Origin of the sequence: Granulicella sp. 5B5, assembly GCF_014083945.1 — a bacterium.
GTDB lineage: Bacteria > Acidobacteriota > Terriglobia > Terriglobales > Acidobacteriaceae > Granulicella.
The window spans coordinates 2,615,041-2,639,381 of the sequence record NZ_CP046444.1 but is presented as its reverse complement, the minus strand read 5'-3'; the positions used below and the strand labels follow the sequence as shown (position 1 = coordinate 2,639,381).

31 protein-coding genes are annotated in these 24,341 nt (G+C 60.5%); 3 read left to right on the top strand and 28 right to left on the bottom strand.

All coding sequences use genetic code 11. The features are described 5' to 3' along the window. Nucleotides 1-36: 36 nt before the first annotated feature. The 28 genes from map to rpsL all read right to left on the bottom strand — a co-directional run bounded on the left by map (nt 37) and on the right by rpsL (nt 19,187). The gene (gene map / locus GOB94_RS11120; RefSeq protein ID WP_182275983.1) at nt 37-786 is read right to left on the bottom strand and encodes a type I methionyl aminopeptidase; all 750 of its coding nucleotides are present in this window, start codon (nt 784-786) and stop codon (nt 37-39) included. Between the two features lie 39 nt (nt 787-825). Beyond that, nucleotides 826-1,539 (bottom strand): adenylate kinase, encoded by a 714-nt coding sequence (locus GOB94_RS11115; RefSeq protein ID WP_182275982.1) that lies wholly within the window; start codon nt 1,537-1,539, stop codon nt 826-828. Between the two features lie 107 nt (nt 1,540-1,646). After that, entirely contained in the window at nt 1,647-3,044 is a 1,398-nt protein-coding gene (gene secY / locus GOB94_RS11110) for a preprotein translocase subunit SecY (protein ID WP_182275981.1), read from the bottom strand. Between the two features lie 155 nt (nt 3,045-3,199). Beyond that, a complete protein-coding gene (gene rplO / locus GOB94_RS11105) occupies nt 3,200-3,667 on the bottom strand; it encodes a 50S ribosomal protein L15 (protein ID WP_346265619.1) in 468 nt (155 codons plus the stop codon). Nucleotides 3,668-3,741: 74 nt separating this feature from the next. Then, nucleotides 3,742-3,927: a 50S ribosomal protein L30 gene (rpmD, locus tag GOB94_RS11100; protein ID WP_182275980.1), complete on the bottom strand. Its 186-nt coding sequence runs from the start codon at nt 3,925-3,927 to the stop codon at nt 3,742-3,744. A gap of 70 nt (nt 3,928-3,997) precedes the next feature. Further along, on the bottom strand, nt 3,998-4,504 hold the full coding sequence (rpsE, locus tag GOB94_RS11095) for a 30S ribosomal protein S5 (RefSeq protein ID WP_275943218.1): 507 nt from the start codon (nt 4,502-4,504) through the stop codon (nt 3,998-4,000). Between the two features lie 101 nt (nt 4,505-4,605). Then, nucleotides 4,606-4,971: a 50S ribosomal protein L18 gene (gene rplR / locus GOB94_RS11090; protein ID WP_182275979.1), complete on the bottom strand. Its 366-nt coding sequence runs from the start codon at nt 4,969-4,971 to the stop codon at nt 4,606-4,608. Nucleotides 4,972-5,081: 110 nt separating this feature from the next. After that, the gene (gene rplF / locus GOB94_RS11085) at nt 5,082-5,621 is read right to left on the bottom strand and encodes a 50S ribosomal protein L6 (protein ID WP_182275978.1); all 540 of its coding nucleotides are present in this window, start codon (nt 5,619-5,621) and stop codon (nt 5,082-5,084) included. 154 nt (nt 5,622-5,775) lie between these two features. Further along, nucleotides 5,776-6,174, bottom strand: a complete 399-nt coding sequence (rpsH, locus tag GOB94_RS11080) for a 30S ribosomal protein S8 (protein ID WP_182275977.1) — start codon at nt 6,172-6,174, stop codon at nt 5,776-5,778. A 153-nt stretch (nt 6,175-6,327) separates the two neighbouring features. Then, nucleotides 6,328-6,513 (bottom strand): type Z 30S ribosomal protein S14, encoded by a 186-nt coding sequence (locus tag GOB94_RS11075; protein ID WP_174308014.1) that lies wholly within the window; start codon nt 6,511-6,513, stop codon nt 6,328-6,330. A 75-nt stretch (nt 6,514-6,588) separates the two neighbouring features. After that, entirely contained in the window at nt 6,589-7,137 is a 549-nt protein-coding gene (gene rplE / locus GOB94_RS11070) for a 50S ribosomal protein L5 (protein ID WP_182275976.1), read from the bottom strand. Nucleotides 7,138-7,250: 113 nt separating this feature from the next. After that, the gene (rplX, locus tag GOB94_RS11065) at nt 7,251-7,583 is read right to left on the bottom strand and encodes a 50S ribosomal protein L24 (RefSeq protein WP_182275975.1); all 333 of its coding nucleotides are present in this window, start codon (nt 7,581-7,583) and stop codon (nt 7,251-7,253) included. Nucleotides 7,584-7,669: 86 nt separating this feature from the next. After that, entirely contained in the window at nt 7,670-8,041 is a 372-nt protein-coding gene (gene rplN, locus GOB94_RS11060; RefSeq protein WP_182275974.1) for a 50S ribosomal protein L14, read from the bottom strand. A 33-nt stretch (nt 8,042-8,074) separates the two neighbouring features. Continuing rightward, the gene (rpsQ, locus tag GOB94_RS11055; protein WP_182275973.1) at nt 8,075-8,404 is read right to left on the bottom strand and encodes a 30S ribosomal protein S17; all 330 of its coding nucleotides are present in this window, start codon (nt 8,402-8,404) and stop codon (nt 8,075-8,077) included. A 2-nt stretch (nt 8,405-8,406) separates the two neighbouring features. Next, a complete protein-coding gene (rpmC, locus tag GOB94_RS11050; protein WP_182275972.1) occupies nt 8,407-8,613 on the bottom strand; it encodes a 50S ribosomal protein L29 in 207 nt (68 codons plus the stop codon). Between the two features lie 91 nt (nt 8,614-8,704). Then, complete coding sequence (gene rplP / locus GOB94_RS11045) at nt 8,705-9,139, bottom strand: 50S ribosomal protein L16 (RefSeq protein WP_182275971.1); 435 nt, start codon at nt 9,137-9,139, stop codon at nt 8,705-8,707. A 263-nt stretch (nt 9,140-9,402) separates the two neighbouring features. Next, entirely contained in the window at nt 9,403-10,074 is a 672-nt protein-coding gene (gene rpsC, locus GOB94_RS11040; RefSeq protein ID WP_182275970.1) for a 30S ribosomal protein S3, read from the bottom strand. 172 nt (nt 10,075-10,246) lie between these two features. After that, nucleotides 10,247-10,762: a 50S ribosomal protein L22 gene (gene rplV / locus GOB94_RS11035; RefSeq protein WP_182275969.1), complete on the bottom strand. Its 516-nt coding sequence runs from the start codon at nt 10,760-10,762 to the stop codon at nt 10,247-10,249. Between the two features lie 56 nt (nt 10,763-10,818). Then, entirely contained in the window at nt 10,819-11,103 is a 285-nt protein-coding gene (gene rpsS / locus GOB94_RS11030) for a 30S ribosomal protein S19 (RefSeq protein WP_182275968.1), read from the bottom strand. Nucleotides 11,104-11,282: 179 nt separating this feature from the next. Further along, the gene (rplB, locus tag GOB94_RS11025) at nt 11,283-12,113 is read right to left on the bottom strand and encodes a 50S ribosomal protein L2 (RefSeq protein WP_182275967.1); all 831 of its coding nucleotides are present in this window, start codon (nt 12,111-12,113) and stop codon (nt 11,283-11,285) included. A 115-nt stretch (nt 12,114-12,228) separates the two neighbouring features. Next, entirely contained in the window at nt 12,229-12,522 is a 294-nt protein-coding gene (locus GOB94_RS11020; RefSeq protein ID WP_182275966.1) for a 50S ribosomal protein L23, read from the bottom strand. A gap of 1 nt (nt 12,523) precedes the next feature. Continuing rightward, nucleotides 12,524-13,192: a 50S ribosomal protein L4 gene (rplD, locus tag GOB94_RS11015; RefSeq protein WP_182275965.1), complete on the bottom strand. Its 669-nt coding sequence runs from the start codon at nt 13,190-13,192 to the stop codon at nt 12,524-12,526. 149 nt (nt 13,193-13,341) lie between these two features. Beyond that, complete coding sequence (rplC, locus tag GOB94_RS11010; protein ID WP_182275964.1) at nt 13,342-14,076, bottom strand: 50S ribosomal protein L3; 735 nt, start codon at nt 14,074-14,076, stop codon at nt 13,342-13,344. A gap of 124 nt (nt 14,077-14,200) precedes the next feature. Beyond that, nucleotides 14,201-14,518 (bottom strand): 30S ribosomal protein S10, encoded by a 318-nt coding sequence (rpsJ, locus tag GOB94_RS11005; RefSeq protein ID WP_182275963.1) that lies wholly within the window; start codon nt 14,516-14,518, stop codon nt 14,201-14,203. 187 nt (nt 14,519-14,705) lie between these two features. Continuing rightward, on the bottom strand, nt 14,706-15,893 hold the full coding sequence (gene tuf / locus GOB94_RS11000) for an elongation factor Tu (protein WP_182275962.1): 1,188 nt from the start codon (nt 15,891-15,893) through the stop codon (nt 14,706-14,708). A 113-nt stretch (nt 15,894-16,006) separates the two neighbouring features. Beyond that, nucleotides 16,007-18,100, bottom strand: coding sequence for an elongation factor G (gene fusA / locus GOB94_RS10995; protein WP_182275961.1), 2,094 nt, complete (start codon nt 18,098-18,100; stop codon nt 16,007-16,009). A gap of 105 nt (nt 18,101-18,205) precedes the next feature. Then, nucleotides 18,206-18,676 carry a 30S ribosomal protein S7 gene (gene rpsG, locus GOB94_RS10990; RefSeq protein ID WP_182275960.1) on the bottom strand — a complete coding sequence of 157 codons (471 nt, stop codon included), beginning with the start codon at nt 18,674-18,676 and terminating at the stop codon, nt 18,206-18,208. A gap of 127 nt (nt 18,677-18,803) precedes the next feature. Continuing rightward, the gene (rpsL, locus tag GOB94_RS10985) at nt 18,804-19,187 is read right to left on the bottom strand and encodes a 30S ribosomal protein S12 (protein ID WP_014263802.1); all 384 of its coding nucleotides are present in this window, start codon (nt 19,185-19,187) and stop codon (nt 18,804-18,806) included. A 1,017-nt stretch (nt 19,188-20,204) separates the two neighbouring features. Between rpsL and GOB94_RS10980 the strand changes: the two genes are divergently transcribed. From GOB94_RS10980 to GOB94_RS10970, 3 genes are all read left to right on the top strand, one after another. Beyond that, complete coding sequence (locus GOB94_RS10980) at nt 20,205-20,936, top strand: GNAT family N-acetyltransferase (protein ID WP_182275959.1); 732 nt, start codon at nt 20,205-20,207, stop codon at nt 20,934-20,936. Between the two features lie 384 nt (nt 20,937-21,320). Further along, entirely contained in the window at nt 21,321-21,854 is a 534-nt protein-coding gene (locus GOB94_RS10975) for a hypothetical protein (RefSeq protein ID WP_182275958.1), read from the top strand. Nucleotides 21,855-22,224: 370 nt separating this feature from the next. Beyond that, a complete protein-coding gene (locus GOB94_RS10970) occupies nt 22,225-24,231 on the top strand; it encodes a S9 family peptidase (protein ID WP_182275957.1) in 2,007 nt (668 codons plus the stop codon). Nucleotides 24,232-24,341 lie beyond the last annotated feature (110 nt).

Sequence of the window (24,341 nt, the reverse complement as noted above, 5' to 3'; positions counted from 1 at the left end):
CAGCGTCTCAGATAAATCGACGCGCGTCTGAAATAGTTACAGCGTCAAAATGGCCGGACCATCTTTGGTGATAGCCACGGTGTGCTCAAAGTGAGCGCTGATGCTGCCGTCAGTGGTGATCGCCGTCCAGCCATCCTCCAGCACCTTCACTTCAGCAGTACCTGCATTGATCATCGGCTCAATCGCGAGCACCATGCCAACCTTCAGGCGTGGGCCTTTGCCCGGTGTGCCGTAGTTTGGAACCTGCGGGTCCTCATGCATGTTCTTGCCAATGCCGTGACCGACGAACTCGCGCACCACGCCAAAGCCTTCCGCCTCGCACATCTGCTGCACAGCATACGAGATATCGAACAGTCGTCCGCCCTCTACAGCCTTATCAATAGCCGCGTATAGCGAGGCCTCCGTCACGCGCAGCAGCTTCTTCGCCGCGTCGCTGACTTCACCTACGGCATGCGTCACCGCTGCGTCAGAGTAGTAGCCGTCGATAATCACGCCGCAGTCCACCGAGACGACATCGCCTTCTTTCAGCACGCACTTTTCATTCGGGATGCCGTGGATGACTTCGTGATTCAGCGACGTGCACAACACCGCGGGAAATCCGTGATAGCCCTTGAAGGCCGACGTTGCGCCCAGTTCCTTCACCTTCGCTTCAGCGGCGCGTTCGAGGTCCATGGTGGTAGCCCCAGGGCGCACAACAGCCTTCACGGCGTCATGAACCTGACGCAGGGCGATTCCGGAGATGCGCATCTTCTGGATCTCGGCAGCGGATTTGATGTGAATAGCCATAGCGTTTAGATACGAGAAAACTGAAACAGGATGCGAACCTTACGCCTCGGGATGATGGCGGAGTTTAAGCAGCGTGGAACGGATATCGCGGGTCACCTCGTCGATGTGATGATCGCCGTTGACTTCAGCGAAGCGATTGCCGTGCTCACGGTAGTACTCGATCACAGCTGCGGTGTTCTCACGGAACTCGCGCATGCGCTTATGGAAGACCTCTTCCGTGTCATCGGTCCTTTGCTCGAGCTTGCTGCCATCTACGTCGCAGACGCCTTCAGTCTTGGGCGGATTCGTGTAGATGTTGTAGATCCGTCCGGCAGGGGAGATGCGGCGGCCGGTAATGCGCTCCAGCAACACCTGCTCTGGGACGACGATATTCACCGCAACGACCGGCAGAAGGTATGCGACGAGCTGGCGGTCGAGCCATTCAGCCTGAATGAGAGTGCGCGGAAAACCATCGAGGATGTAGCCGTGCTGCGTATCAGGCTCAGCCAGCCGGTCGGCAACTAGGGAGTTGACGAGATCGTCAGGCACAAGGGAGCCAACATCCATCAGCGCCTTCGCTTTGGAGCCGACAAGTGTGTTCGCCTTGGCAGGATCGTTCTTGATGGCCCGCAGAATGTCCCCGGTGGAGATCTGCGGGATGCCGAACTCCTCCATGAGGCGCTTGGCCTGCGTGCCCTTGCCCACACCTGGGGCGCCGAGAAGAAGCACCGGGCCGGGAAGAAAATCACTCGCATTGGGTAGTTGCTTGGACATATAAAATTCTGCAGAATCCATTCGTTCTTGGCTTTCAGCCATTCAGCAAAAACCCACGCCCGAGTGGTCCCGGGCGTGGGCTGCCTGCGAAACGCAGGGGATATCCGTTACCAGCTGCGGCGGCCCTTGATGCGACCGGACTTCGGCGAGAAACCGTCGTAGTGTCGCATGATGAGCTGCGCCTCGACCTGCTGCACCGTGTCCATCGCCACACCGACCACGATCAGCAGTGAAGTGCCGCCGAAGTAGAAAGTGAAACCGAAGCCGTTTGTCACCCAGGTAGGCATGCGGTCGAAGGCCGAACCAATCAGCGGCAGGTGGTTCAGGTGGATACCCGTGATGAACATCTGCGGGATGATCGAGATGATGACCAGGTAGAGCGCACCGACCAGCGTGATGCGCGTGAGCACGTCGTTGATGAAGTCAGAGGTGCGCTTGCCCGGACGGATGCCAGGAATGAAGCTGCCGTACTTCCGCATGTTGTCCGCGATATCGTCCGGACGGAAGATGATCGAGATGTAGAAGTAGGCAAAGAAGACGATCGCCACGATGTACAGCAGCTCATAGCCCGGCTCAGCCGGCGCAAGCGCAGCGAACACCGGCGCGAGATACTTGTTATCGCGTAGCTGCGAACCAAACAGTGTGAAGTTCTGGATGAGCAGCGGCGCCGACAGAATGGACGCCGCGAAGATCACAGGCATCACACCGCCGGAGTTCACCTTCAGCGGAAGGAACGAGTTCGAACCCTCCATCGTGCGGCGGCCGACCATGCGCTTCGCCGACTGGATCGGGATACGCCGTTCAGAGCGCTCCACGTACACGATGAACGCCACCACACCAATCATCAGCGCAATCAGCACCACGATCACGATCGGCGTAAGCCCGCCCCATGCGCCCGTCTGCGCCTTCTGGTAGAGCTCGCGAATGCCGCCGGGGATACCGACAACGATACCGGCAAAGATGAGCAAGCTCATGCCGTTGCCCACGCCGCGGTCGGTGATCTGTTCGCCGAGCCACATGATGAACGATGTGCCGCAGGTCAGCGTGATGACGCACAGCGGAACGAACTGCCACTTGCTCATCGTGGTCATGCCCTGGCTGCTGAGCGTCAGGCCGATGAAGAAGCTCTGCACCACAGCAAGCAGCACTGTGACGTAACGGGTCCATTGCGTGATCTTGCGGCGGCCCAGTTCGCCTTCCTTCTGCAGCTTGGCCAGCGGCTCATAAATAACGGTGAGAAGCTGGAAGATGATCGACGCCGTAATGTACGGCATGATGCCCAGGGCAAAGACGGTGAACTTGCGCAGGTTGCCGCCGTTGAACAGGTCCATCAGGCCCAGCGCCGAACCGGCGTTCTGGTTGAAGAACTGCGCCAGCTTGTCGGCTTCAACACCGGGCGTAGGAATATGTGCGCCCAGGCGATAGACCGCGAGCAGGGCCAGCGTAAAGCCGATCCGGTTGCGTAGGTCTTTAATGCGGAAGATGTTGGCGAATTTCTCGAGCATCGATGTGTCAGGCCTTCAAAATGAGTGGCCGCCGTAGCGGCAGCACTTCAGGAGATCTTGCGAGTATTCTACGCGCTTCGAGCAGGTACTGGCAGCGCAGGCGGCAACAGCACCAAAGAGCAGTCAGGCCGAGGCATCGCCCCGGCCTGCAATCCTTACGCTGCGGGAGCAGCCTCGACGCCGATGAGCACGGCCTTACCGCCCGCGTCCTCAATCGCCTTCTGCGCCGCCTTGGAGAACTTGTGCGCGTGCACCGTAACAGCCGTCTTGATCTCGCCGTTCGCCAGCACCTTCACCAGGCCGTTGCGCTTCTTCAGGATGCCGTGCTGCGTCAGCTTGTCCAGCGTGAGTTCGGTCTCGTTCAGCTCGGCGATCGTGTCGAGCCCAAGGACCGCATACTCCACGCGGAAGATGTTCGTGAAGCCACGCTTCGGCAGGCGGCGGTGCAGCGGCATCTGGCCGCCTTCAAAGCCGCGCATCAGGCTGCTGCCCGAACGCGAACCCTGGCCCTTGTGGCCGCGGGTCGAGGTCTTACCCATACCCGAGCCCATACCACGGCCTACGCGCTTCTTGTTCTCATTCGCCTTCTTCGGCGCCTTCAGATTGCTAAGATTCAGTGCCATTGTTTCCTCGCTCACGCCGACTTTGCAGTCGACTCGCATGTAGTGGCCTCAAAATGATTCAAGGCAAAAAATATTTACTCGACGACGCGGACCAGGTGAGGAACTTTCTTCACCATACCGCGAATCGACGGAGTGTCCTCGCGCTCGACGATCTGGTTCAACCGTGTAAAGCCCAGGCCCTTGATAACCAGCTTGTGCTTGACCGGCGTGCAGATCATGGAGCGGAAGTACTGCAGCTTAATTGTCTTTTCGCTTGCCATTGTTCTTCTCCAAAACTTCGTGGGCTTCAAGGATCGTTCCGTCTAATCCCTGTTCCCTAATCTCTAGCTCTTACAGCTCGTCGACAGACTTGCCGCGGAGGGCGGCGACTTCAGCGCGGTCACGCAGCTGCGAGAGCGCGTCGAACGTGGCCTTGATCACGTTGTGCGGGTTGGCCGAGCCGAGGCTCTTGGTCAGCACGTTCTGCACGCCGCATGCGGTCATCACCGCACGCACCGTCTTACCCGCGATCACACCGGTACCTTCAGGCGCCGGCTTCAGCAGCACTTCACCCGAGCCGTAGTGGCCCAATGCAACGTGCGGAATCGTATAGCCGGTCAGGTTCACCTTCAGCAGGTTCTTCTTTGCCGCCTCGATGCCCTTACGGATCGCCTGCGGAACTTCCTTCGCCTTACCCGAGCCGTAGCCAACCACGCCTTCAGCGGGGTCGCCCACGATCACCAGCGCCGCGAACGACATGTTCTTGCCGCCCTTGACCACCTTGGTGACACGGTTGATGGACACGACCTCGTCCTTCAAGTTCATCCGGTTTCCGTCGATGCGCTTCTTCATTGCCATGATGATGGTTTCCTTTGTATTTTCCCCCGGCACACCGGTCCGGAGTTGCTCTTTGTCGAGCGTCTTATGATGTCCACGAAGGACGCTTGCTGCTACTACAGTTAGAACTCGAGTCCCGCTTCACGCGCGGCATCGGCCAGGGCCTTGATGCGGCCGTGATACAGGTAGCCGCCGCGGTCGAACACAACCTTGGTAACACCCTTCTCCTTGGCGCGTTCGGCGATCAGCTTGCCGACAGCCTTCGCAGCCTCGACGTTCCCGCCGGCCTTGCGCTCGGTGCCCTTCGGGCTCATCGTGCTGGCGGAAGCGATCGTGACGCCGTTCGCGTCGTCGATCAGCTGCGTGTAGATGTGGTTGAGCGAACGGTACACGTTCAGGCGCGGACGCTCGGCAGTGCCGGACATCTTCTCGCGGATACGCGTGTGCACGCGCTGACGAATCAAATTGCGTTGACGGCCGTTGATCATAATCTCTTTCCTTCCTAGTGGCGTCGCTGACCTTCAGCGACGTTCGGTTGTGGAGCCTGTGAGATACGAGAGCGTCCATCGCATCTCGTATCTCACCTCTCGAATCTCGTTTACTTCGCGCCCGTCTTGCCGACCTTCTTCTTCAGCTTCTCGTCGGAGTAGCGAACACCCTTGTTCTTGTACGGGTCCGGCTTGCGCAGCGAGCGCATATCGGCGGCCACCTGGCCAACCTTCTGGCGGTCGATGCCCGAGACCGTCACATGCGTCTGCTTCGGGTCGATCTCAACCGTGATGCCGGTAGGCAGCGGGAACTCGATCACGTGCGAGTAGCCCAGCGTGAACACAACCACGTCCTTGCCCTTCATCTCCACGCGGTAGCCGATGCCGACGACATCGAGCTCCTTCTTCCAGCCGTTGGTCACGCCCTCGACCGCGTTGAACATCAACGCGCGCGCCAGGCCATGAACAGCCGCGTGTGCATCGTCCGGACGCTCAACCGTAAGGATGCCGTCCTTCTCCGCGAGCGTGATGCCCTTGGGCAGCAACGCCTCGACCTTGCCCTTCGGGCCTTCGACAACAACAACGTTGGTCTGAACGGTGTACTTCACACCCTTGGGCAGCGTGATGGGCTTCTTGCCGATACGTGACATGGTTCCAATCCTTTGGTGGCTTGCGAGTCCCGAAGCCGTGCTTCGTTCCACTGCAGCCGGGGCCGAAGCCCCACTTACAACAAACTCTTTATGTGGAGGAAGAGGCAACAGGCGGGCTTTCTATTCCCTACTCCCCGCTCCCTATTCCCTGCTCTTACCAGACTTCGGCGAGGATCTCTCCGCCAACGCCTTCGCGGCGAGCCTGGCGGCCGGTCATCACACCCTTGGGGGTCGTCATGATGCTGATGCCGAGACCACCCTGCACACGCTTGATCTCATCCTTGCCGATGTACACGCGGCAGCCGGGGCGCGAGACGCGCTTCAGGTCGCGGATCACGGCCTCGTTGTTCGGGCCGTACTTCAGGTACACGCGCAGCAGCTTCTGGCCCTCTTCCTCGGCCAGCTTGTAGTTCGCGATGTAACCCTCTTCCTTCAGGATGCGGGCAATCTCGGTCTTCAACTTGGAGGTTGGAACGTCGAGCTTCTGGTGGCGGGCACGGTGTGCGTTGCGGATGCGCGTAAGGAAGTCTGCGACTGGATCGGTCAGGTTCATCGTTGTCCTTTCATCCCCCGTTCGCTCCACCTGGGTGGAGAACCAGCGGTGATGGTTGTGGCGCTTTGCCCGTGAGGGATTCAGCGCCGGGTTTCTCTTGCATGCAGCGAGCGACAATCGCCTGCGGCAGCGGGGGCTTTCGTTAGGTCAGCCTTACCAGCTGGACTTGACGACGCCCGGAATCTCGCCCTTCAGAGCAAGGCCGCGGAAGCACAGACGGCAGACGCCAAACTTGCGCAGGAACGCGCGCGGGCGGCCGCACAGCTGGCAGCGGTTGTGCTGGCGGGACTTAAACTTCGGCTTGCGTGCGTCTTTGACGCGCTTTGCAGTAGTTGCCATCTTCTTCTCTCTTCTTCCTTGGGACTGGCACTAGCCTTTTCGCTAATCCCTACTCCCTATTCCCTAATCCCTGTTTTACGCACCCTGGCGGAACGGCATGCCGAAGTGCTTGAGCAGCGTGCGTGCGCCGTTGTCGTCGTGGGCGGTGGTCACGATGGTGACGTTCATCCCCTTGGTCTTGTCCACCTTCGCGTAGTCGATCTCCGGGAAGATCAGCTGGTCGCGCAGGCCGAGCGTGTAGTTGCCGCGCCCGTCGAAACTCTTCGAACTCACGCCGCGGAAGTCGCGAACACGGGGCAGAGCCACCGAGATCAGGCGATCGAGAAACTCGTACATCGTGTCGCCACGCAGAGTCACCATCGCACCGATGGGCATGCCCTCACGCAGCTTGAACGCTGCGATGGACTTCTTCGCCTTGGTGATGACCGGCTTCTGGCCGGCGATCGCACCGAGGTCGGCGATAAGCGGGTCCATGATCTTCACATTCTGGGTGGCTTCGCCAAGACCCATGTTGATCACGATCTTCTCCAGCTTCGGCACGGCCATCGAGTTCTCGATGCCGAGGTCCTTCTGGAGGGCCGCCTTGATCTCGCTGTGGTACTTCTCTTTCAAACGTGCTGCCATGATCTCTTCTCTCTTCTCCACGGTTTCGGCCCGGCCGTTGCTCTTCGCAATCAGGGCTTACCGTTTCGTGGGGTGCTCAGTTTCGAGGAACAACTACTCCTCGCAGTCTTTCCTTACTTCTTCGAAGCCTTCTTCTCAGCGATCGTGCCGCCGTTCGAGCGCGCGATGCGCGTCTTCGTCTCACCCTCAACACGGAAGCCGACGCGGGTCTTGTTGCCCTCGGAGTCCAGCAGCGCCACGTTCGAGATGTGGATCGGCGCCTCCTGCTCCAGGATGCCGCCTGCCTGGTTGCGCTGCGGGTTCGGCTTCATGTGCTTCTTGATCATGCCGACGCCTTCGACCAGCACGCGCTGCTTGTCGACGATGACGCGCAGAACGCGGCCCTTCTTGCCCTTATCCTTACCGGCGATGACTACTACCTGGTCGTTACGCTTGATCTTTGCCATGATGACTCTCTTTCGTGTTGCCTCGGCGATACGGAGCCGGAATCCGGATAAAGGAAAATAAGCAAAAAGTTCTTCGCTTTTATGCCCTAGATAACTTCCGGCGCAAGCGAAACGATCTTCAAAAACTTCTTCTCGCGGAGCTCGCGGGCGACGGGCCCGAACACGCGGGTGCCGACCGGCTCCATCGCATCGTTGATCACCACAGCCGCGTTCTCATCGAAGCGAATGTAGGTGCCGTCCTTGCGGCGATACTCCTTGTGCGTGCGGACGATGACCGCCTTCACGACCTTGCCCTTCTTGACCGTGCCATCGGGCGAAGCTTCCTTGACGGCCGCCGTAACAACGTCGCCCAGGCCAGCCTTCTTGCCGAGACCGCCGCCCAGCGGCAGGATCACCTGGAGCTTGCGTGCGCCCGAGTTATCGGCGACGGCAAGCATTGTGCGCATTTGAACTGCCATGATGAATCTCCTAAAAATCTCTCAGCGAAAAAGCTACTTGACCGCAACCGGCTTCTCGTCGGGCAGTGCCGACAGAGACGAGCGGCGAATGATCTCTTCGAGGTTCCAGCGCTTCAGCTTCGACAGGGGACGGGTCTCGCGGATGCGGACCATGTCGCCCATGCGCGCCGAGTTCTGCTCATCGTGCGCGTAGAACTTCTTGTTCGACTTCAGCACGCGCTTGTACTTCGGGTGCGCCTTGCGCATCTCGATCTCGACAACGATGGTCTTGTCCATCTTGGTCGAAACAACCAGACCGACCTTCTCGGTACGGTGAGAAGCGGCCTTTTCGGTGGTGGCGGGAGTGGTGGTAGTGATCGCCATGTTTACTTACCTGCCTTTCCTGCCAGCGAACGCTCACGCGCGATGGTCTTGATACGTGCGATGTCCACCTTCAGAGAGCGGATGTTGCCAATACCATCCTGCTTGCCGAGGCTCTTGGCGAACCGGATGCGGAAGAGCTGCTCGGCGGCCTTCGCCTCCTCAGCCTTCAACTCCTCGTCACTCAAACCGCGAATCTTGTCGAGTTCCATAGATAACTTCTTTCTTACCGCCTGAACGGCATTGCATTTTTTCTTGGCCATTCCCGGAGGAAATCTGCTTCTCCGGGAATGACGAAAATCTTTACTTGGCAGCCACCGGTGCTACAAAGCCAGGGCGCACAACAAACGTCGTCTTGAGCGGCAGCTTGTGGGCCGCCAGGCGCATCGCTTCCTTCGCGATCTCGACTGGCACGCCTTCCATCTCGAACAGCACCTTGCCGGGGCGCACAACGGCAACCCAGTGGTCCGGCGCACCCTTGCCCTTACCCATACGGGTTTCGGCGGGCTTCTTGGTGATCGGCTTGTCCGGGAACAGGCGCAGCCAGACCTTGCCGCCGCGCTTAATGAAGCGGGTCATCGCGATACGCGACGCCTCGATCTGGCGGTCGGTAATGTAACCGCACTCCATGACCTTGAGGCCGTAGTCACCGAAGGAGATATCGGAGCCGCGCCACGCCTTGCCGCACATACGGCCGCGCTGCTGCTTGCGATACTTAACTTTCTTGGGCAAAAGCATAGTAAGTCCTTTGTAAAGCCAATGGAGGCGAACTGAAGCGAAGACCTCGCCGTCTTCATACGGAACAAATCAAGCGAGAAGGTCGCTGACCAGGGTCTCTGCACGCGAGCCTCAAAGAGGCAGGGCGCAGACTCAGGGCCAAACTCAATAAGTTTAGCAAAGATTTCACTGGCACGCCAATGAAATCGCCAGTTTTCAGGCTCAGGGAGTGGGAAATCAGGAGTTTCTACTCCCTATTCCCTACTCCCCATTCCCTGTTTCTCTTAGAACGCGCCGGTCGTGATGGCAGCGGGCTCGCGACGCTTCTTCTGCTCGTAGATGTCACCACGATAGACCCACGTCTTGACGCCGATAATGCCGTACGTCGTGTGGGCCTCGGAGAAGCCGTAGTCGATGTCCGCGCGCAGCGTGTGCAGCGGCAGACGGCCCTGCAGATACCACTCCGAGCGGGCGATCTCGTTGCCGTTCAAGCGGCCCGAGACGCGCACCTTGATGCCCTTGCAACCGAAGCGCAGCGCCGAATCAACCGACTTGCGCATCGCGCGGCGGAAGCTGACGCGCTTCTCCAGCTGCAGAGCGATGTTCTCGCTCACCAGCTGAGCGTCGAGCTCAGGCTTGTTCACCTCGAGGATGTCGATGAACACCTCGCGGTTGGTGCGCTTCTGGATGTCGGCCTTCAGCTTGTCGATCTCAGCACCCTTGCGGCCGATGATGATGCCCGGACGTGCAGTGCGGATGATCAAACGCAGCTTGTTGCCCGGACGCTCAACCTCAACGGAGGAGACGCCGGCGGCCTTGAGCTTCTCGCGGAGCTCAGCCTTGAGCTTCACGTCCTCGACCAGCAGCTTGTCGTAGCCGCGCTCGACGAACCAGCGCGACTTCCAGGGCTTGTTCACCCCGAGGCGGAATCCATACGGATGGACTTTCTGTCCCATAACTTCCTTCTTTTCTCGCCATCACCGGTTGAGCCGATTCGGCGGACTACACGGATTTTGTGGCCGGCCTCATCAGATCAAGTCAAACTCGACCGGCTCACTCACCAATACTTCTCGTTACTGCACGGGCGAGATCCGAGCGTCTTACCACTCTTCACTGCCCACTGAACACTTACTTCGCAGCCGCCTTCTTCGCGGGAGCCTTCTTGGCCGCGGCCTTCTTCGCCGGGGCCTTCTTGGCAGCCGTCTTCTTGGCCGGCTTGGTCGCCGCTTCTACTGCCGGCGTGCTCACCTCAGCCTCAACCACGGCAGCCTTCTTCTCGGCCACTGTGATGATGATGTGCGCGATACGGCGCTGGTAGCGGAACGCACGGCCCATCGGAGCAGGGCGGATGCGCTTCATGCGCGGGCCTTCGTTGGCGACCGCGGTCTTCACGTAGAGCTTGTCCACGTCGATGTCGAGCCCGCGCTCGTCGGAGAGGTTGACCGCGTTGGCCACAGCCGAACGCAGCACCTTCTCCACCACCGGCGCGATGCGCTTGTTCGTGAACGCGACGGTATGGATAGCCGCCTCAACAGGCAGGCCCTTGATCAGGTCGAGCACCAGCTTGGCCTTCTGCGGGCTGGTCCGCTGGAAGCGGGCCTCAGCGCGGAACTCGGGATTCTTCGGTTCAATCTTCTTTTGCATTGCAATGTCCTTGAACACTCAAAGCCAATAACGAAAGGCTTCTTGTCTAAATTTCCTTACTTCGCCTTCGCCGTATCTGACGCCTTGGCGGAGTGACCCTTGAACGTGCGTGTCGCCGAGAACTCGCCCAGCTTGTGGCCGACCATGTTCTCCGTGCAGTACACCGGGATGAACTTGCGGCCGTTGTGCACGGCGATCGTGTGGCCGACCATGTCGGGATGGATCGTCGAGCGGCGCGACCAGGTGCGGATGACCTTCTTGTCGTTGGCCGCATTCATCGCTTCGATCTTGATCATCAGGTGGGCGTCGATAAACGGGCCCTTCTTCGTTGAGCGTGACATCTTCTAACTCCGTGAGGTACTCGATACTACGAATCGCAGGAGGAGTGCTGCGACTTGGTGTTGCCCTTCTGCATCGACAATCTCGATGCTCCTCCGGGCGCTCAATGCTTGAATCGGCAGCAGGCTCAGGGCTTTCTACTCCCTACTCCCTACTCCCTACTCCCTACTCCCTGTCTTACTTACTTACCCTTGTTGCGGCGCTGCACGATAAACACATCCGTGCGCTTGTTGTTGCGCGTCTTGTAGCCGCGTGTCGGCTGGCCCCACGGCGTCACCGGATGACGTCCGCCAGAGGTCTTGCCTTCACCACCACCGTGCGGGTGATCGACCGGGTTCATCGACACACCACGGTTGGCCGGGCGGATGCCCTTCCAGCGGTTGCGGCCGGCCTTGCCGATCGTCACGTTCTCGTGATCGGTGTTGCCAACCTGGCCGATGGTCGCCATGCACTCCACGAGCACCTTGCGGGTCTCGCCGGAGGGTAGCTTCAGCAGTGCGTAGTCGCCTTCCTTCGCGATCAGGTTTACCTGCGCGCCGGCCGAGCGGGCCATCTGCGCGCCCTTGCCGGGACGCAGCTCGATGTTGTGCACGATCGTACCGGTCGGGATGTTCTTCAGCGGCAGCGCGTTGCCCACAAGGATATCGGCCTCGGGGCCGCTCATGATCTTCTGGCCCACCTTCAGCCCGATCGGCTGAATGATGTAGCGCTTCTCGCCGTCCGCGTAGTGCACCAGCGCAATGCGCGAGCTGCGGTTCGGGTCATACTCGATCGTCGCAACAGTGGCGGGGATGCCGTACTTCTCGCGCTTGAAGTCGATGATGCGCAGCTTCTGCTTGTGCCCGCCGCCCTGGTGGCGGATGACTAGCTTGCCCATGTTGTTGCGCCCGCCCGTGCGGGGCTTCACCGCAAGCAGCGGCTTGTGCGGCTTGTCGGTCGTGATGTCGTCATTGACGAGCTTCGTCTGAAAGCGAAGCGTCGGTGTAATCGGTCGAAAACTCTTAATCGGCATGGTGCTAATCCTTTGCCGCGCTTATCTATTGCTTCATCGTTCAGCGCGATACATGGTGCTAAATCTTTCAGCAGAAGCAGGCTATTCCCTACTCCCTGCTCCCTAATCCCTGCTCTTAGACTTCAGCTGCGAAGTCAGGAACCTTCTCGCCGGCCTTCAGGCGCACATACGCCTTCTTCCAGTCAGGGAGGAAGCCTGCGAACTTGCCGCGGCGGCGCTCCTTGCCCAGAACGCTGGCAGTACGGATGCTGGCAACCTTCACGTTGAAGAGCTGCTCGACGGCCTGCTTCACTTCGGTCTTGGTGGCGTTGGCGGCCACTTCAAACACCAGCGAACCTTCGGTCTCGCGCGAGGTGAGCGCCTTTTCGGTGATCAGCGGGCGGCGGATGACGTTATATACGGTAGGCATGTTATGCAGCCTCCTTCTCGTTGTGCTTGTGCTTCGAGGTGTTCTTCTTCAGCGTCTCCTGCAGCGTCTCGAACGCGGCCTTGGAGAAGATCGCATGCTCATAGCGCAGCAGGTCGTACGGGTGGACCTCCGACGAGAGCACAAGCTCCACGCCGTCCAGATTGCGCGAGCTCAGGTACAGCTTCTCGCTCAGCTGCTGCGAAGACTCCACCACGAGCGCGGTCTTCTTCGCTTCCAGCGTGTTCAGCGCCGAACGGAACGCCTTGGTCTTGGCCTCGGACAGCTCGAAGTTTTCGACGATGACGAGCTTGCCGTCATTGATCTTCGAAGCGATTGCCGAACGCAGCGCGCCCAGCAGCTTCTTCTTCGGGAACTGGTACTCATAGCTGCGCGGCTGGGGTCCGTGGACCGTACCGCCGCCACGCCAGAGCGGTGTGCGGATCGAACCGACGCGGGCGCGGCCCGTGCCCTTCTGCTTCCACAACTTCTTACCCGCGCCCGAAACGAGCTTGCGGTTCTTGGTAGCGTGCGTACCCTGACGCAGGCTCGCGCGGTAGTGCTTCACCGCCTCCCACAGAAGGGCCTCATTGACCTCGCCGGCAAAGATCTCGTCGAGTTCGAACGAGCCGACCTTCTTGCCTGCGAGACTGACTACATTGATGTCTGCCATCGTCTTCTCTCTTCTCGCGCACCATCGATGCGGCGCGCCGTAACTTTGTTCGTCTGCACTAATCGGTCTGTTCCCCGGGCAGAGGTTGCTACTGACTCAATCCTGCGGAGGCTTTCACGCCGAAGGCGTTACTCGCCGTCCGCGCAGGACTACTTCTTCTTGCTAGCTGCGGCCTTCTTGCTGGCCTTCAGCGCGTCCTTGGTCTCCGCACCGGCAAACCCACGACGCTCGCGCGGCGGAGTCTTGGCCTTCGACACAAGCACATAACCTTCACGAGCTCCGGGGACCGCGCCCTCAACGAGCAGGAGGTTGTCCTCCAGGTCGATGCCGCGAATGCGGAGGTTGCGCACCGTCACCTGGTCCGTACCAAAGTGGCCGGGCATGCGCTGCCCAGGGAACACGCGCGACGGAAACGACGAAGCGCCGATCGAACCCTGGACCTGGAACATATGGCCGTGGGCCTTGGGGCCGCCGCCAAAACCATGCCGACGTACAACACCCGAAAAGCCGCGGCCCTTCGAGGTGCCGATGACGTCAACAAACTTCGTCTCACTGAAGATCTCGACCGTGATGCGGTCGCCGGCCTTCGCCGACTGGTCGCCATCTTCGCCGGAGACCGACTCGAGCTCCACTTCCTTGATCATCTTGACCGGCGGCGCGTCGGACTTCGCAAAGTGACCGGTCATCGCCTTGTTCACCTTGCTCGCCTTCACAAACTCAACCAGGCCGATCTGGGCGGCATCGTAGCCGTCCTTCGCAGCGGTCTTCAGCTGCGTGATCACACACGGGCCGACCTTCAGCACCGTGACCGGATGCACCGCACCCGCGTCATCGAATACCTGCGTCATGCCAATCTTCTTACCGAGAATCCCTGTAACGCTCATGCTTCCCTTTCCTCATCATGGCGCGTTGATCGCGTCACTGTAGGTACTGCTTTGTCTTGCTTTTGCTCTTCTGGTTTCTCATTCCCACTGGGGAATCTGCTTCACCAGATGCGCCACTAAACTTTTACTTCGTCACCGTCTTGATCTCGACGTCCACGCCCGCGGGCAGGTCGAGCTTCATCAGCGCGTCGACAGTCTGCTGCGTCGGCTCCAGGATGTCGATCAGACGCTTGTGCGTGCGGATCTCAAAAGCCTCGCGCGACTTCTTGTCGACGTGGGGCGAGCGCAGAACGCAATACTTGTTCTTGATCGTCGGCAGGGGAATCGGTCCCGCAACCTGTGCGCCCGTGCGCTTGGCGGTCTCTACGATCTCACCGGTGGAGGTATCGAGGACGCGATAGTCATACGCCTTCAGGCGGATACGAATGCGCTGCTGTGCCATTTCAAAACTCTTTCCTGCGTTCGTTTGCTTGCGTGAGCCAGAGGAACGCTTTGATCAAAGATCGGTTGAGAGTGGCTGCCGGTGATGAACATCTGCACCAACCGGCAGCCCTCGTTAGATTGTCGAACCATCAAACTTGCGTTTTGGCATTGACGCGCGAAGCGCGTCTCCCGCCACCACGCAGTGGTTACTTGATGATCTCGGTAATAGTCCCAGCGCCGACAGTGCGACCACCCTCACGGATAGCGAACCGCAGACCCTTCTCCATAGCGACCGGGGTATGCAGCGTGATCTCCAGAGCGATGTTGTCGCCCGGCATCACCATCTCCGTACCTTCCGGCAGCTTCGCCGACCCGGTCACGTCCGTCGTACGGAAGTAGAACTGCGGGCGATAGCCGTTGAAGAACGGTGTATGACGGCCGCCCTCCTCCTTCGACAGCACATAGATCTCGCCCTTGAACTGCGTGTGCGGCTTGATCGATCCCGGCTTCGCCAGCACCATGCCGCGCTCCACATCTTCCTTCGCGATACCGCGCAGCAACAGACCAGCGTTGTCGCCCGCCAGACCTTCGTCCAGCTGCTTCTTGAACATCTCCACGCCCGTCACAACCGTCTTCTGCGTGTCGCGGAAGCCGACGATCTCGGCATCCTCGCCGACCTTGATCTTGCCGCGCTCGATACGGCCCGTCACCACGGTGCCGCGGCCCGAGATCGAGAAGATGTCTTCGATCGGCATCAGGAACGGCAGGTCCACAAGACGGTCCGGCTGCGGCACGTTCTTGTCCACCGCCTCCATCAGCTCGTCGATCTTCTCTTCCCACTGCGCTTCGCCGTTCAGTGCACCCAGCGCCGAACCACGGATCACCGGAACGTCATCGCCCGGGAAGTCGTACTTCGACAGCAGCTCGCGCACTTCCATCTCGACCAGGTCGATCAGCTCGGTATCTTCCACCGCATCGCACTTGTTCAGGAACACCACGATGTACGGCACGCCAACCTGGCGGGCCAGAAGCACATGCTCCTTGGTCTGCGGCATCGGGCCGTCCGTGGCCGCGACGACGAGAATCGCCCCGTCCATCTGGGCCGCACCTGTGATCATGTTCTTGATGTAATCCGCGTGGCCCGGGCAATCGACGTGCGCATAGTGACGGTTCGCCGTCTCATACTCCACGTGCGAGGTCGAGATCGTGATACCGCGCTCGCGCTCCTCAGGAGCGTTGTCGATCGTATCGAACGAACGGAAGCTGTTCTTCGGGTTGTGCTTGGACAGCACCTTCGTGATCGCCGCCGTCAACGTCGTCTTCCCATGGTCAATATGACCAATCGTTCCCACGTTCACATGCGGCTTGCTGCGATCAAACTTTTCCTTCGCCATGACTCATATCTCCGTCGTTGGTGTACTGCATAACCTTTGTTCTGCGCGCGCCGGTTGCATTCAACCGGCTCCAGCACGCGGCTTACGTACCACTTACAAAACCCTTCGCGAAGCTACTTATCCTTCGCGCCGGCAACCTTCGCAATGATCTCGTCCGAGACCGAGCGGGGCGCCTCTTCATACTGTTTGAACTCCATCGAGAAGTTCGCACGGCCCTGCGTCGATCCACGCATCGCTGTCGCATAACCGAACATCGTCGACAGCGGCACAGTGGCCTTGATCGCCTGCACACCGCCGACCATCTCCATACCTTCAATGCGGCCGCGGCGCGAGTTCAGGTCGCCGATGATCGTGCCCATGTACTCTTCCGGCACGGTCACTTCAACCGCCATCACCGGCTCCAGCAACACCGGCTTGGCCTTGCGAGCGGCTTCCTTGAACGCCATCGAACCGGCGATCTTGAATGCCATTTCGTTCGAATCGACATCGTGGTAGCTGCCGTCGTACAGGCTCACCTTGATGTCGACCATCTCGTAGCCCGCAAGCACGCCGCCCAGCATCGCTTCCTGGATGCCTTGATCGATCGGCTTGATGTACTCCTTGGGAATCGTGCCGCCCTTGGTGTCGTTCGAGAACTCATAGCCCTTGCCCGGCTCGTTCGGCGAGATGCGGATCTTCGCATGCCCATAGTTACCCGAACCACCCGTCTGGCGGATGTACTTGCCCTCGGCCTCACCGTTGGAACGGATCGTCTCGCGGTAGTTCACCTGCGGCTTACCGACGTTCGCCTCGACCTTGTACTCGCGCATCATGCGGTCGACGATGATCTCCAGGTGAAGCTCACCCATACCGGCGATGATCGTCTGCCCATTGGTGATGTCGGTGCGGACCTTGAACGTCGGATCTTCCTGGGCGAGCTTGGCAAGCGCCATGCCCATCTTCTCCTGGTCGACCTTCGTCTTCGGCTCCACGGCCACTTCGATCACCGGCGCGGGGAAGTCGATCGACTCCAGCAGAATCGGCGCCTTCTCGCTGCAGATCGTGTCGCCCGTGTTCAGGTTCTTCAGGCCCACAGCCGCGCAGATATCGCCAGCCATGATCTCCGTGATCTCTTCGCGCTTGTTCGCATGCATCTTCAGCAGACGACCGATGCGCTCCGTCTTGCCCGTACGCGGATTCAGAACCGAATCGCCCGTCTTCAAAATGCCCGAGTAGATCCGGATAAAGATCAGCTGCCCGACAAACGGGTCGGTCATGATCTTGAAGCCCAGCGCAGCCAGCGGCTCGGTATCGTCCGCGTGACGCAGCAGCTTGGTCTCCGGCTCGCCCGGCTCCGTGCCCTCAATCGGCGGCACATCCAGCGGGCTCGGCAGGTACTCGACCACCGCATCCAGAAGCGTCTGCACACCCTTGTTCTTGAAGCTCGAACCACACAGCACCGGGAAGACATGCATAGCGATCGTCGCCTTGCGGATCGCCTTCTTCAGCTCGGGGATCGTGATCTCCTCGCCTTCGAGGTACTTGTGCATCACGTCCTCGTCGGAGTCGGCAACGGCCTCGATGAGCTCCGTGCGCATTTTCTCGGCCTTCTCCTTCAGGTTCGCCGGGACCTCTTCGACGTCATACTTCGCGCCCATGGTCTCGTCGTGCCAGAGGATCGCCTTCATCTCCACCAGGTCCACGACGCCGGCAAACTTCGCCTCTTCGCCAATCGGAATCTGGATCGGAATCGCCTTCGCGCCGAGACGCGCAACAAGGGTCGAGGTCGCGTACTCAAAGTTCGCGCCCGCCTTGTCCATCTTGTTGATGAAGCAGATGCGCGGCACCTTGTACTTGTTCGCTTGGCGCCACACCGTCTCACTCTGCGGCTGCACACCCTGCACCGAATCGAAGCACGCGCACGCGCCATCCAGCACGCGCAGCGAGCGCTCCACCTCGGCCGTGAAGTCCACGTGGCCGGGGGTGTCGATGATGTTGATGCGAATGCCGTTCCACGTGCAGGTGGTCGCAGCAGAGGTGATCGTGATGCCACGCTCCTGCTCCTGCTCCATCCAGTCCATGGTGGCGGTGCCCTCGTGCACCTCACCGATACGGTGGTTCACACCCGTATAGAAGAGGATGCGCTCGGTCGTCGTCGTCTTGCCGGCGTCGATATGAGCCATAATCCCGATGTTCCGGCATTTTGCGAGAGGTACTGTGCGTGCCACGGTATCTTCTTTTCTGCGGACACCAAGTCCGCGGTAAATCAAACTTCGTCTTGAGCAGGGAGCTTTCTAATCCCTATTCCCTGCTCCCTATTCCCTACTCTTCAACTACCAGCGGTAGTGAGCAAACGCCTTGTTCGCTTCCGCCATGCGATGCACATCTTCCTTCTTCTTCATCGCGGCGCCGCGGCCATTGGCAGCGTCGAGAAGCTCGGCGGTCAACTTCTCCACCATGCCCTTCTCGCCACGGCTGCGGCCATAGCTCACCAGCCACCGAATCGCCAGCGACGTGCGACGCTCCGGGTTCACCTCGATCGGCACCTGGTAGTTCGCACCACCGACGCGGCGGCTCTTCACTTCCAGCATGGGCTTCACATTCTCGACAGCCTTCTTGAACAGCTTCAGCGCCTCATCCCCACCCTTGGCTTCCAGGTTGGTCATCGCGGCATAGAAGATGCCCTGAGCAGTCGACTTCTTGCCGCCCCACATCATGCTGTTCACAAACTTGGTCACCAGCGTCGAACCGTAGATCGGATCGGCTGCAACCTCACGCTTTGCTACAAAACCTTTACGCGGCATACTCTCTCTTTTCTTCTTCCCCCAGCGCGGTCAACCTCTCACGAGCTGGGCCTGATTGAACTACTACAAAACCTTGTCATTCCGTAGCGAAGCGGAGGAATCTGCTTCTCCGCTTCGCCACAAATCTCTACTTGGCGGCAGCCTTCGGCCTCTTCGCGCCGTACTTCGAGCGGCTCTGCTTGCGGTTCGCAACGCCAACCGAATCCAGCGTGCCGCGAACAACGTGGTAACGAACACCCGGGAGATCCTTCACACGGCCGCCGCGGATCAGCACAATCGAGTGCTCCTGCAAGTTGTGGCCGATGCCCGGAATGTACGTCGTGACCTCGATGCCATTGGTCAGGCGAACACGCGCAACCTTACGCAGCGCCGAGTTCGGCTTCTTGGGGGTCTGCGTGTACACACGCGTGCAGACGCCGCGACGCTGGGGCGAACCCTGCAGCGCAGGCGAGGCGGTCTTATAACGGGTCGGCGTCCGGCCCTGCTTCACGAGCTGATGAAATGTAGGCACTTCTAAAACCTCTTCCTTATGCAACTCCGGTCTACCTTCGCAGCCGGGCTTCCGATTTCTCTCTCGGACACGGCGCAGGGCAGCTCCTCTCGCGCTACTTCCATGCAAACGCACAGAAGGCGGAGCCCGCATAGCTTTCGTTTCCAAAAGCCCGCAGCTCCGGCGAAGTTCTGAATCCTGCGCGCGGCCGTAAAACTCCACTGCGCATACAACCACGCGTTTTACCGCGTTACTGCCAAACAACACTCAAGGCGATGAACAGTCGACGGTGGCTGATGCCTGAACGATTTCGTCCGGATCAACTCCGTTTCGCGCTGTTTCGGCCCGCATAGCCCGTCCTCATGGGGTCCCGCTTTGAGTGCGGCAGGGAGAAGGGTGTCGCAGGCGCGATAGATAGGGCCGCATCGTAACCGCTCCCCGAAATCCAGCCTCAGGGAGACTTGCGGAACATCTCTTGTATCCAGTGTAGTGCGGGGCTGCGTCCATCTCTCCCCAGCAACTAAGCCTCATCCAGACGGCAGCGCCTCTTCAAGACAGCGCGTTCCGGATACTCGCGGAACCTTCTCACTGTATCAAGAGGTGCGGCTGGAGTCAACAAAAACGCACTTTGGGTGTGAATCAATTTGATTTTTGATTGGATCGCAGAAATGCTCCCGCAATGGCAGCGAATAGCGGGATTGAGGCTGTCAGGCCGACAAGCCAAATGATGGGATGCTGGGAGAACTTCAGCGCACACACTGCCGCGACGAGAATAAACACCCCGAACATCCCTATAAGCTTCATGCCAAATTATGCTTTCAGACTCTCAGCAATGGTGCAAGACAAAGGAGTGGACGCAGTTTATTTATTGATTTTAGGGAGGATGCGGGGTGCCCCACGTCTCGCTTCCGAGACGTGGGTTCACAGGATTCCCCACCCACCCATGAAGTGTCATCTCGACCGGAGCATCGCGATGCGCAGTGGAGAGACCTGCGTCTACCGCAGCAAGCGCCAAAGGCGCGAGCGTACCCTATCCTCATGCCCGAGACGCTCGACCCCTTCGCCGACGCCCCCCGCAGCGCCCTCTTGACCGAGCACCGCCACCTCTCCCAATCTCTCGGCCTGGCCTCCAAATACCCCGCCGACATCGCTCCCTTCGCCGCCGTCGCCACCAACACCCCCGAAGCCCTCGCCAACCTCCACGACCTCCTCGCCCCCGGCGAGCACACCTGGCTCTTCCACGACGCCCCACCCACCATCCCCGGCCTCACCCACGACAACACCATCACCTGCCTTCAGATGCTCTACCCCGGCGACCTCCCTTTACCCGAAGCCCCCAGCGACGCCACCATCCTCCCGCTCAACAGCTCCCACGCAGCCGAGATGGTCTCCCTCACCAACATCGCCTTCCCCGGCTTCTTCCGCCTCCGCACCCACGTCATGGGCCACTACTTCGGCATCCGCGACACCGCCGGCCAACTCATCGCCATGTGCGGCGAGCGCCTCATCTGCTCCACGCCCAACCCCGCCCCCAACGCGCCCAACCCTATCTGGCGCGAGATCAGCGGCCTCTGCACCCACCCAGCCCACCGAGGCCACGGCTACGCCGCCCAGCTCCTCCGCAAGCTCATCCACATACAGCGCACGCTCGACGCCACGAGCGTCCTCCACGTCGCCTCCAACAACGCCAACGCCATCGCCCTCTACCACCGCCTCGGCTTCATCGACCTCCGCGAGGTCATCCTCCATCGCGTCGTGCGCACAGACTAAGACTGTTTTCTTCGCTCCAACTGTTCTCTTCACTCCCTACAGACCCTACAGATGTGTCATCTCGACCGAAGCAGGACAGTTTTATCGTCCTGCGTAGCGGAGAGACCTGCGGTTGCTCTTGTTCTTGTCGTTGCCTGTTCTACGCCATCATCCTGAGCGCAGCCCAAAGGGCGTAGCCGAAGCCCCCGCCTTTGCCGCAGCAAGCGCCAAAGGCGCGAGCAGACCCGGAGGGAGCAGGGGCCTTCAGGCCCCTGAAACCAGCACCCCTCAACAAAGGGGCTTCAGCCCCGGGTCTCAACAGACCTTCCCCTCGCCCACACGTCCAACCCAGGAGTATCCTTCTCCTGTACGCCGCAAGTACCACCGACTCCCGGAGGTTCCCTCATGCGCCGCACCCTCACCCACACAGCAGCAATCGCTCTCGTCACCCTTCCCTTCACCGCAGCCGCGCAGACTGCTATGGTGCAGGCCGAAGTGACCAACCCATCCCAGCAGCAGTCCTCCTGCCCCGTCGGCTTCCGCGCCCAACTCACCACCACCCCCGGCACGGTTATCGTCGACTCCGGCACCCACGCCGCCATCTCCCAGCAGGTGCAGCTCACCATCAAGAACCCCGGCGGCCTCGGCATCACCTCCTTGCGAGTCATCGTCCACGGCCTCACGCCCCAGCCGCATACCACGCCCGTCGTCGCCACCGGCTCCGGCTCCTCAGGCATCATCGACACCCCCGCCACCCTTCGGCTTGGCGTCGCACCCGGTGCCGACGGCTACACCCAGCTCGGCATCAAGGGCATCACCTCCATCCGCAGCATCGACCTCACCCAGGTCACCTACGTCGGCGGCACCACTTGGGAGGCCACACCCGGCCACACCTGTCACATCGAACCCAACCGCGTCATGCTCGTCGCCACCCGCTGAACATAGGTACCCCGAGGCTTCAGCCTCGGGTCTCATAGGGCTCAATCGAATGAAGTGGGCTTTAGCCCCAAGGTCTGCTTTCCGGGTTCATGAGCACTCGGCCTCCCTTGACACGCGCGATACAATAACAGCGAAGACACAAAAGACCCGGCCCAGCGCTGGGTCTTTCCCATTAAACCCGTTCTTTGACAGCTCAAGCCAGCTCGGCGACCAAAGTCACCACAATGGCGGTTACGAGCCTAACCCCAATCCGCTGCGGATCTTGCAGCCAAAACCCGGGGGAGCCACCGCCAGGACACTCACCGCCTCAATCGCCCTCCGTACTTCTCCTTACGACACACCGCCACCCCACGGTGATAGCCTTTCCACCATGAACCTTTTCCACCGCGCCCACCTGCTGCCTATCGCAGCCGCCGCCTGCTCTCTATCGCTCCTCGCGCTCCCGGCATCGCTCTCTGCCCAGCGGGCCGAGCGCGCCGTCACGCCGTCCGGCGTCGCCATCTCCCCCGACGGCGCGTTCGTAACCTACATCGTCGGCCGCCGCGGTGGCGGCGCACTGCATCTGGTCTCCGTCATCGACCCTGCCCGCACTTCGGAGCAGGACAAGCTCCTCACACCCCCCGGCCCGGCCGGCTGCACCACCGAAGATCCCATCTGGTCGCCCGACAGCCAGACCCTCGCCATCCTCTCCACCTGTGCCACCGATGCCAAAAAGGGCCAGGAAGAAGTCCTCCTCTGGTCCCGCGCCACCGGCCAGTTCAAGCAGCTCACCCACCTCATCGGTGAGCTCCACGAGATGGCATACTCGCCCGACGGCAAATCCATCGCCTTCCTCTTCGTCGAGAACGCCACCCGCTCCGCTGGCGCCCTCGACGCCATGCCTCCCTGGGACGGCGTCATCGGCGAAGACCACGTCGAAATCCAGCGCATCTACAAGGTGGATGCCGCCACCGGCAACGGTGACTGGGTCACCCCGGAGAAACTCCACGTCTACGAATTTGGCTGGAGCCCCGACTCCGCGAAGATCGCCTACACCGCCGCCAACCCTCCCGGCGAAAACACCTGGTGGATCGCGAAGCTCTACAGTGAGCCGGTAGCCTCAGGCTCTGCGCCCACCGTCGTCTTCGACCCCAACACCACCACCACTGCGATGCACGGTCTGCAACTCGCCGTCCCGCGCTACTCCCCCGACGGCAGCAAGATCGCCTTCATCGGTGGCCTGATGTCCGACCAGGGTTCCACCGGCGGTGACGTCTGGGTCGTCGACAGCAAAGGCGGCGAGCCCACCGACGTCACCCCCAACATCGACGGCACCCCCTGCTTCGAAGCCTGGCTCAACAACGGCACCATCGGCATCGTCGAGGACCGCCGCGGCAGCACGCTCCTGCCCGATGTCAACATCGCAAAACGCGAGATCGTCCCGAACTCCACGCTCGATCTCGGCCAGACCACCATCTCCGGCGGGGCCATCAAGGACTCCGTCACGGTCTCCTTTACCGCCCGCCTCATCGCCTACGCCAAGTCGGGCATTAATGCCGCACCCGAGGTATGGGTGGGCCGCACTGGCTATGAGAAGCAGCTCACGCACCTTAACGTAGGCCTCAAACCCGCCGCCCGCACCGAGTCCGTTGAGTGGGAGAACGAAGGTTTCCACGTCCAGGGCTGGCTCACCTTCCCGGCCAACTACAACCCCGCGAAGAAGTATCCCCTCATCGTCACCGTCCACGGCGGCCCATCCTCCTCGGTCGGCTCACGCTTCGGTGGCGGCAACTGGGCCGAGCACGGCTACTTCGAGTTCCAGCCCAACCCCCGCGGCAGCTTCGGCCAGGGCGAAAAGTTCGTCCAGGCCAACCGCAAGGACTTCGGTTACGGCGACCTCCGCGACATCCTCAAGGGCCTCGACATGCTCGAAGCCAAGTACCCCATCGACAAGCACCGCGAAGGCCTCACCGGCTGGAGCTACGGTGGCTTCATGAGCATGTTCGCCGAGACCCAGACCGACCGCTTCGCCACCATCATCGCCGGCGCCGGCATCTCCAACTGGCAGAGCTACTACGGCGAGAACTCCATCGACCAGTGGATGGTCCCCTTCTTCGGCGCCAGCGTCTACGACGACCCGGCGGTCTACGCGAAGTCCTCGGCCATCACCTACATCCACAAGTCCAAAACCCCGATGCTCATCATCGTCGGCGACCGCGACGGCGAGTGCCCCGCCCCGCAGTCCTTCGAGATGTGGCACGCCCTCAAAGCGATGGGTGTCAAAACCCAGCTCGTCATCTACCCCGACGAAGGCCACGGCTTCCGCAACCCCGCCCACATCGCCGACCGCATGGCCCGCGAGGTCAAATGGTTCGCCGAGTACATGCCAGCGAAGTAGGGGATAAACGGTCACCAATCCGGGATGGAGACGGTTCGGTCTTTTCCCGGTTTAACGAAGCGGGCGGCGGGTTCATCCTGCCGCCTCTTCCTTTTCACTTACCGCTTGTC

Bases quoted from the DNA above. Each gene is read 5' to 3' on its own strand.
- map (WP_182275983.1), bottom strand. From the start codon at position 786: ATGGCTATTCACATCAAATCCGCTGCCGAGATCCAGAAGATGCGCATC.
- GOB94_RS11115 (WP_182275982.1), bottom strand. From the start codon at position 1,539: ATGTCCAAGCAACTACCCAATGCGAGTGATTTTCTTCCCGGCCCGGTG.
- secY (WP_182275981.1), bottom strand. From the start codon at position 3,044: ATGCTCGAGAAATTCGCCAACATCTTCCGCATTAAAGACCTACGCAAC.
- rplO (WP_346265619.1), bottom strand. From the start codon at position 3,667: ATGGCACTGAATCTTAGCAATCTGAAGGCGCCGAAGAAGGCGAATGAG.
- rpmD (WP_182275980.1), bottom strand. From the start codon at position 3,927: ATGGCAAGCGAAAAGACAATTAAGCTGCAGTACTTCCGCTCCATGATC.
- rpsE (WP_275943218.1), bottom strand. From the start codon at position 4,504: ATGGCAATGAAGAAGCGCATCGACGGAAACCGGATGAACTTGAAGGAC.
- rplR (WP_182275979.1), bottom strand. From the start codon at position 4,971: ATGATCAACGGCCGTCAACGCAATTTGATTCGTCAGCGCGTGCACACG.
- rplF (WP_182275978.1), bottom strand. From the start codon at position 5,621: ATGTCACGTATCGGCAAGAAGCCCATCACGCTGCCCAAGGGTGTGAAG.
- rpsH (WP_182275977.1), bottom strand. From the start codon at position 6,174: ATGAACCTGACCGATCCAGTCGCAGACTTCCTTACGCGCATCCGCAAC.
- GOB94_RS11075 (WP_174308014.1), bottom strand. From the start codon at position 6,513: ATGGCAACTACTGCAAAGCGCGTCAAAGACGCACGCAAGCCGAAGTTT.
- rplE (WP_182275976.1), bottom strand. From the start codon at position 7,137: ATGGCAGCACGTTTGAAAGAGAAGTACCACAGCGAGATCAAGGCGGCC.
- rplX (WP_182275975.1), bottom strand. From the start codon at position 7,583: ATGGCAAAGATCAAGCGTAACGACCAGGTAGTAGTCATCGCCGGTAAG.
- rplN (WP_182275974.1), bottom strand. From the start codon at position 8,041: ATGGCAGTTCAAATGCGCACAATGCTTGCCGTCGCCGATAACTCGGGC.
- rpsQ (WP_182275973.1), bottom strand. From the start codon at position 8,404: ATGGCGATCACTACCACCACTCCCGCCACCACCGAAAAGGCCGCTTCT.
- rpmC (WP_182275972.1), bottom strand. From the start codon at position 8,613: ATGGAACTCGACAAGATTCGCGGTTTGAGTGACGAGGAGTTGAAGGCT.
- rplP (WP_182275971.1), bottom strand. From the start codon at position 9,139: ATGCTTTTGCCCAAGAAAGTTAAGTATCGCAAGCAGCAGCGCGGCCGT.
- rpsC (WP_182275970.1), bottom strand. From the start codon at position 10,074: ATGGGACAGAAAGTCCATCCGTATGGATTCCGCCTCGGGGTGAACAAG.
- rplV (WP_182275969.1), bottom strand. From the start codon at position 10,762: ATGCAAAAGAAGATTGAACCGAAGAATCCCGAGTTCCGCGCTGAGGCC.
- rpsS (WP_182275968.1), bottom strand. From the start codon at position 11,103: ATGTCACGCTCAACGAAGAAGGGCCCGTTTATCGACGCCCACCTGATG.
- rplB (WP_182275967.1), bottom strand. From the start codon at position 12,113: ATGCCGATTAAGAGTTTTCGACCGATTACACCGACGCTTCGCTTTCAG.
- GOB94_RS11020 (WP_182275966.1), bottom strand. From the start codon at position 12,522: ATGCCTACCGTATATAACGTCATCCGCCGCCCGCTGATCACCGAAAAG.
- rplD (WP_182275965.1), bottom strand. From the start codon at position 13,192: ATGGCAGACATCAATGTAGTCAGTCTCGCAGGCAAGAAGGTCGGCTCG.
- rplC (WP_182275964.1), bottom strand. From the start codon at position 14,076: ATGAGCGTTACAGGGATTCTCGGTAAGAAGATTGGCATGACGCAGGTA.
- rpsJ (WP_182275963.1), bottom strand. From the start codon at position 14,518: ATGGCACAGCAGCGCATTCGTATCCGCCTGAAGGCGTATGACTATCGC.
- tuf (WP_182275962.1), bottom strand. From the start codon at position 15,893: ATGGCGAAGGAAAAGTTTGATCGCAGCAAGCCGCATGTGAACGTGGGA.
- rpsG (WP_182275960.1), bottom strand. From the start codon at position 18,676: ATGCCGCGTAAAGGTTTTGTAGCAAAGCGTGAGGTTGCAGCCGATCCG.
- GOB94_RS10980 (WP_182275959.1), top strand. From the start codon at position 20,205: ATGCCCGAGACGCTCGACCCCTTCGCCGACGCCCCCCGCAGCGCCCTC.
- GOB94_RS10975 (WP_182275958.1), top strand. From the start codon at position 21,321: ATGCGCCGCACCCTCACCCACACAGCAGCAATCGCTCTCGTCACCCTT.
- GOB94_RS10970 (WP_182275957.1), top strand. From the start codon at position 22,225: ATGAACCTTTTCCACCGCGCCCACCTGCTGCCTATCGCAGCCGCCGCC.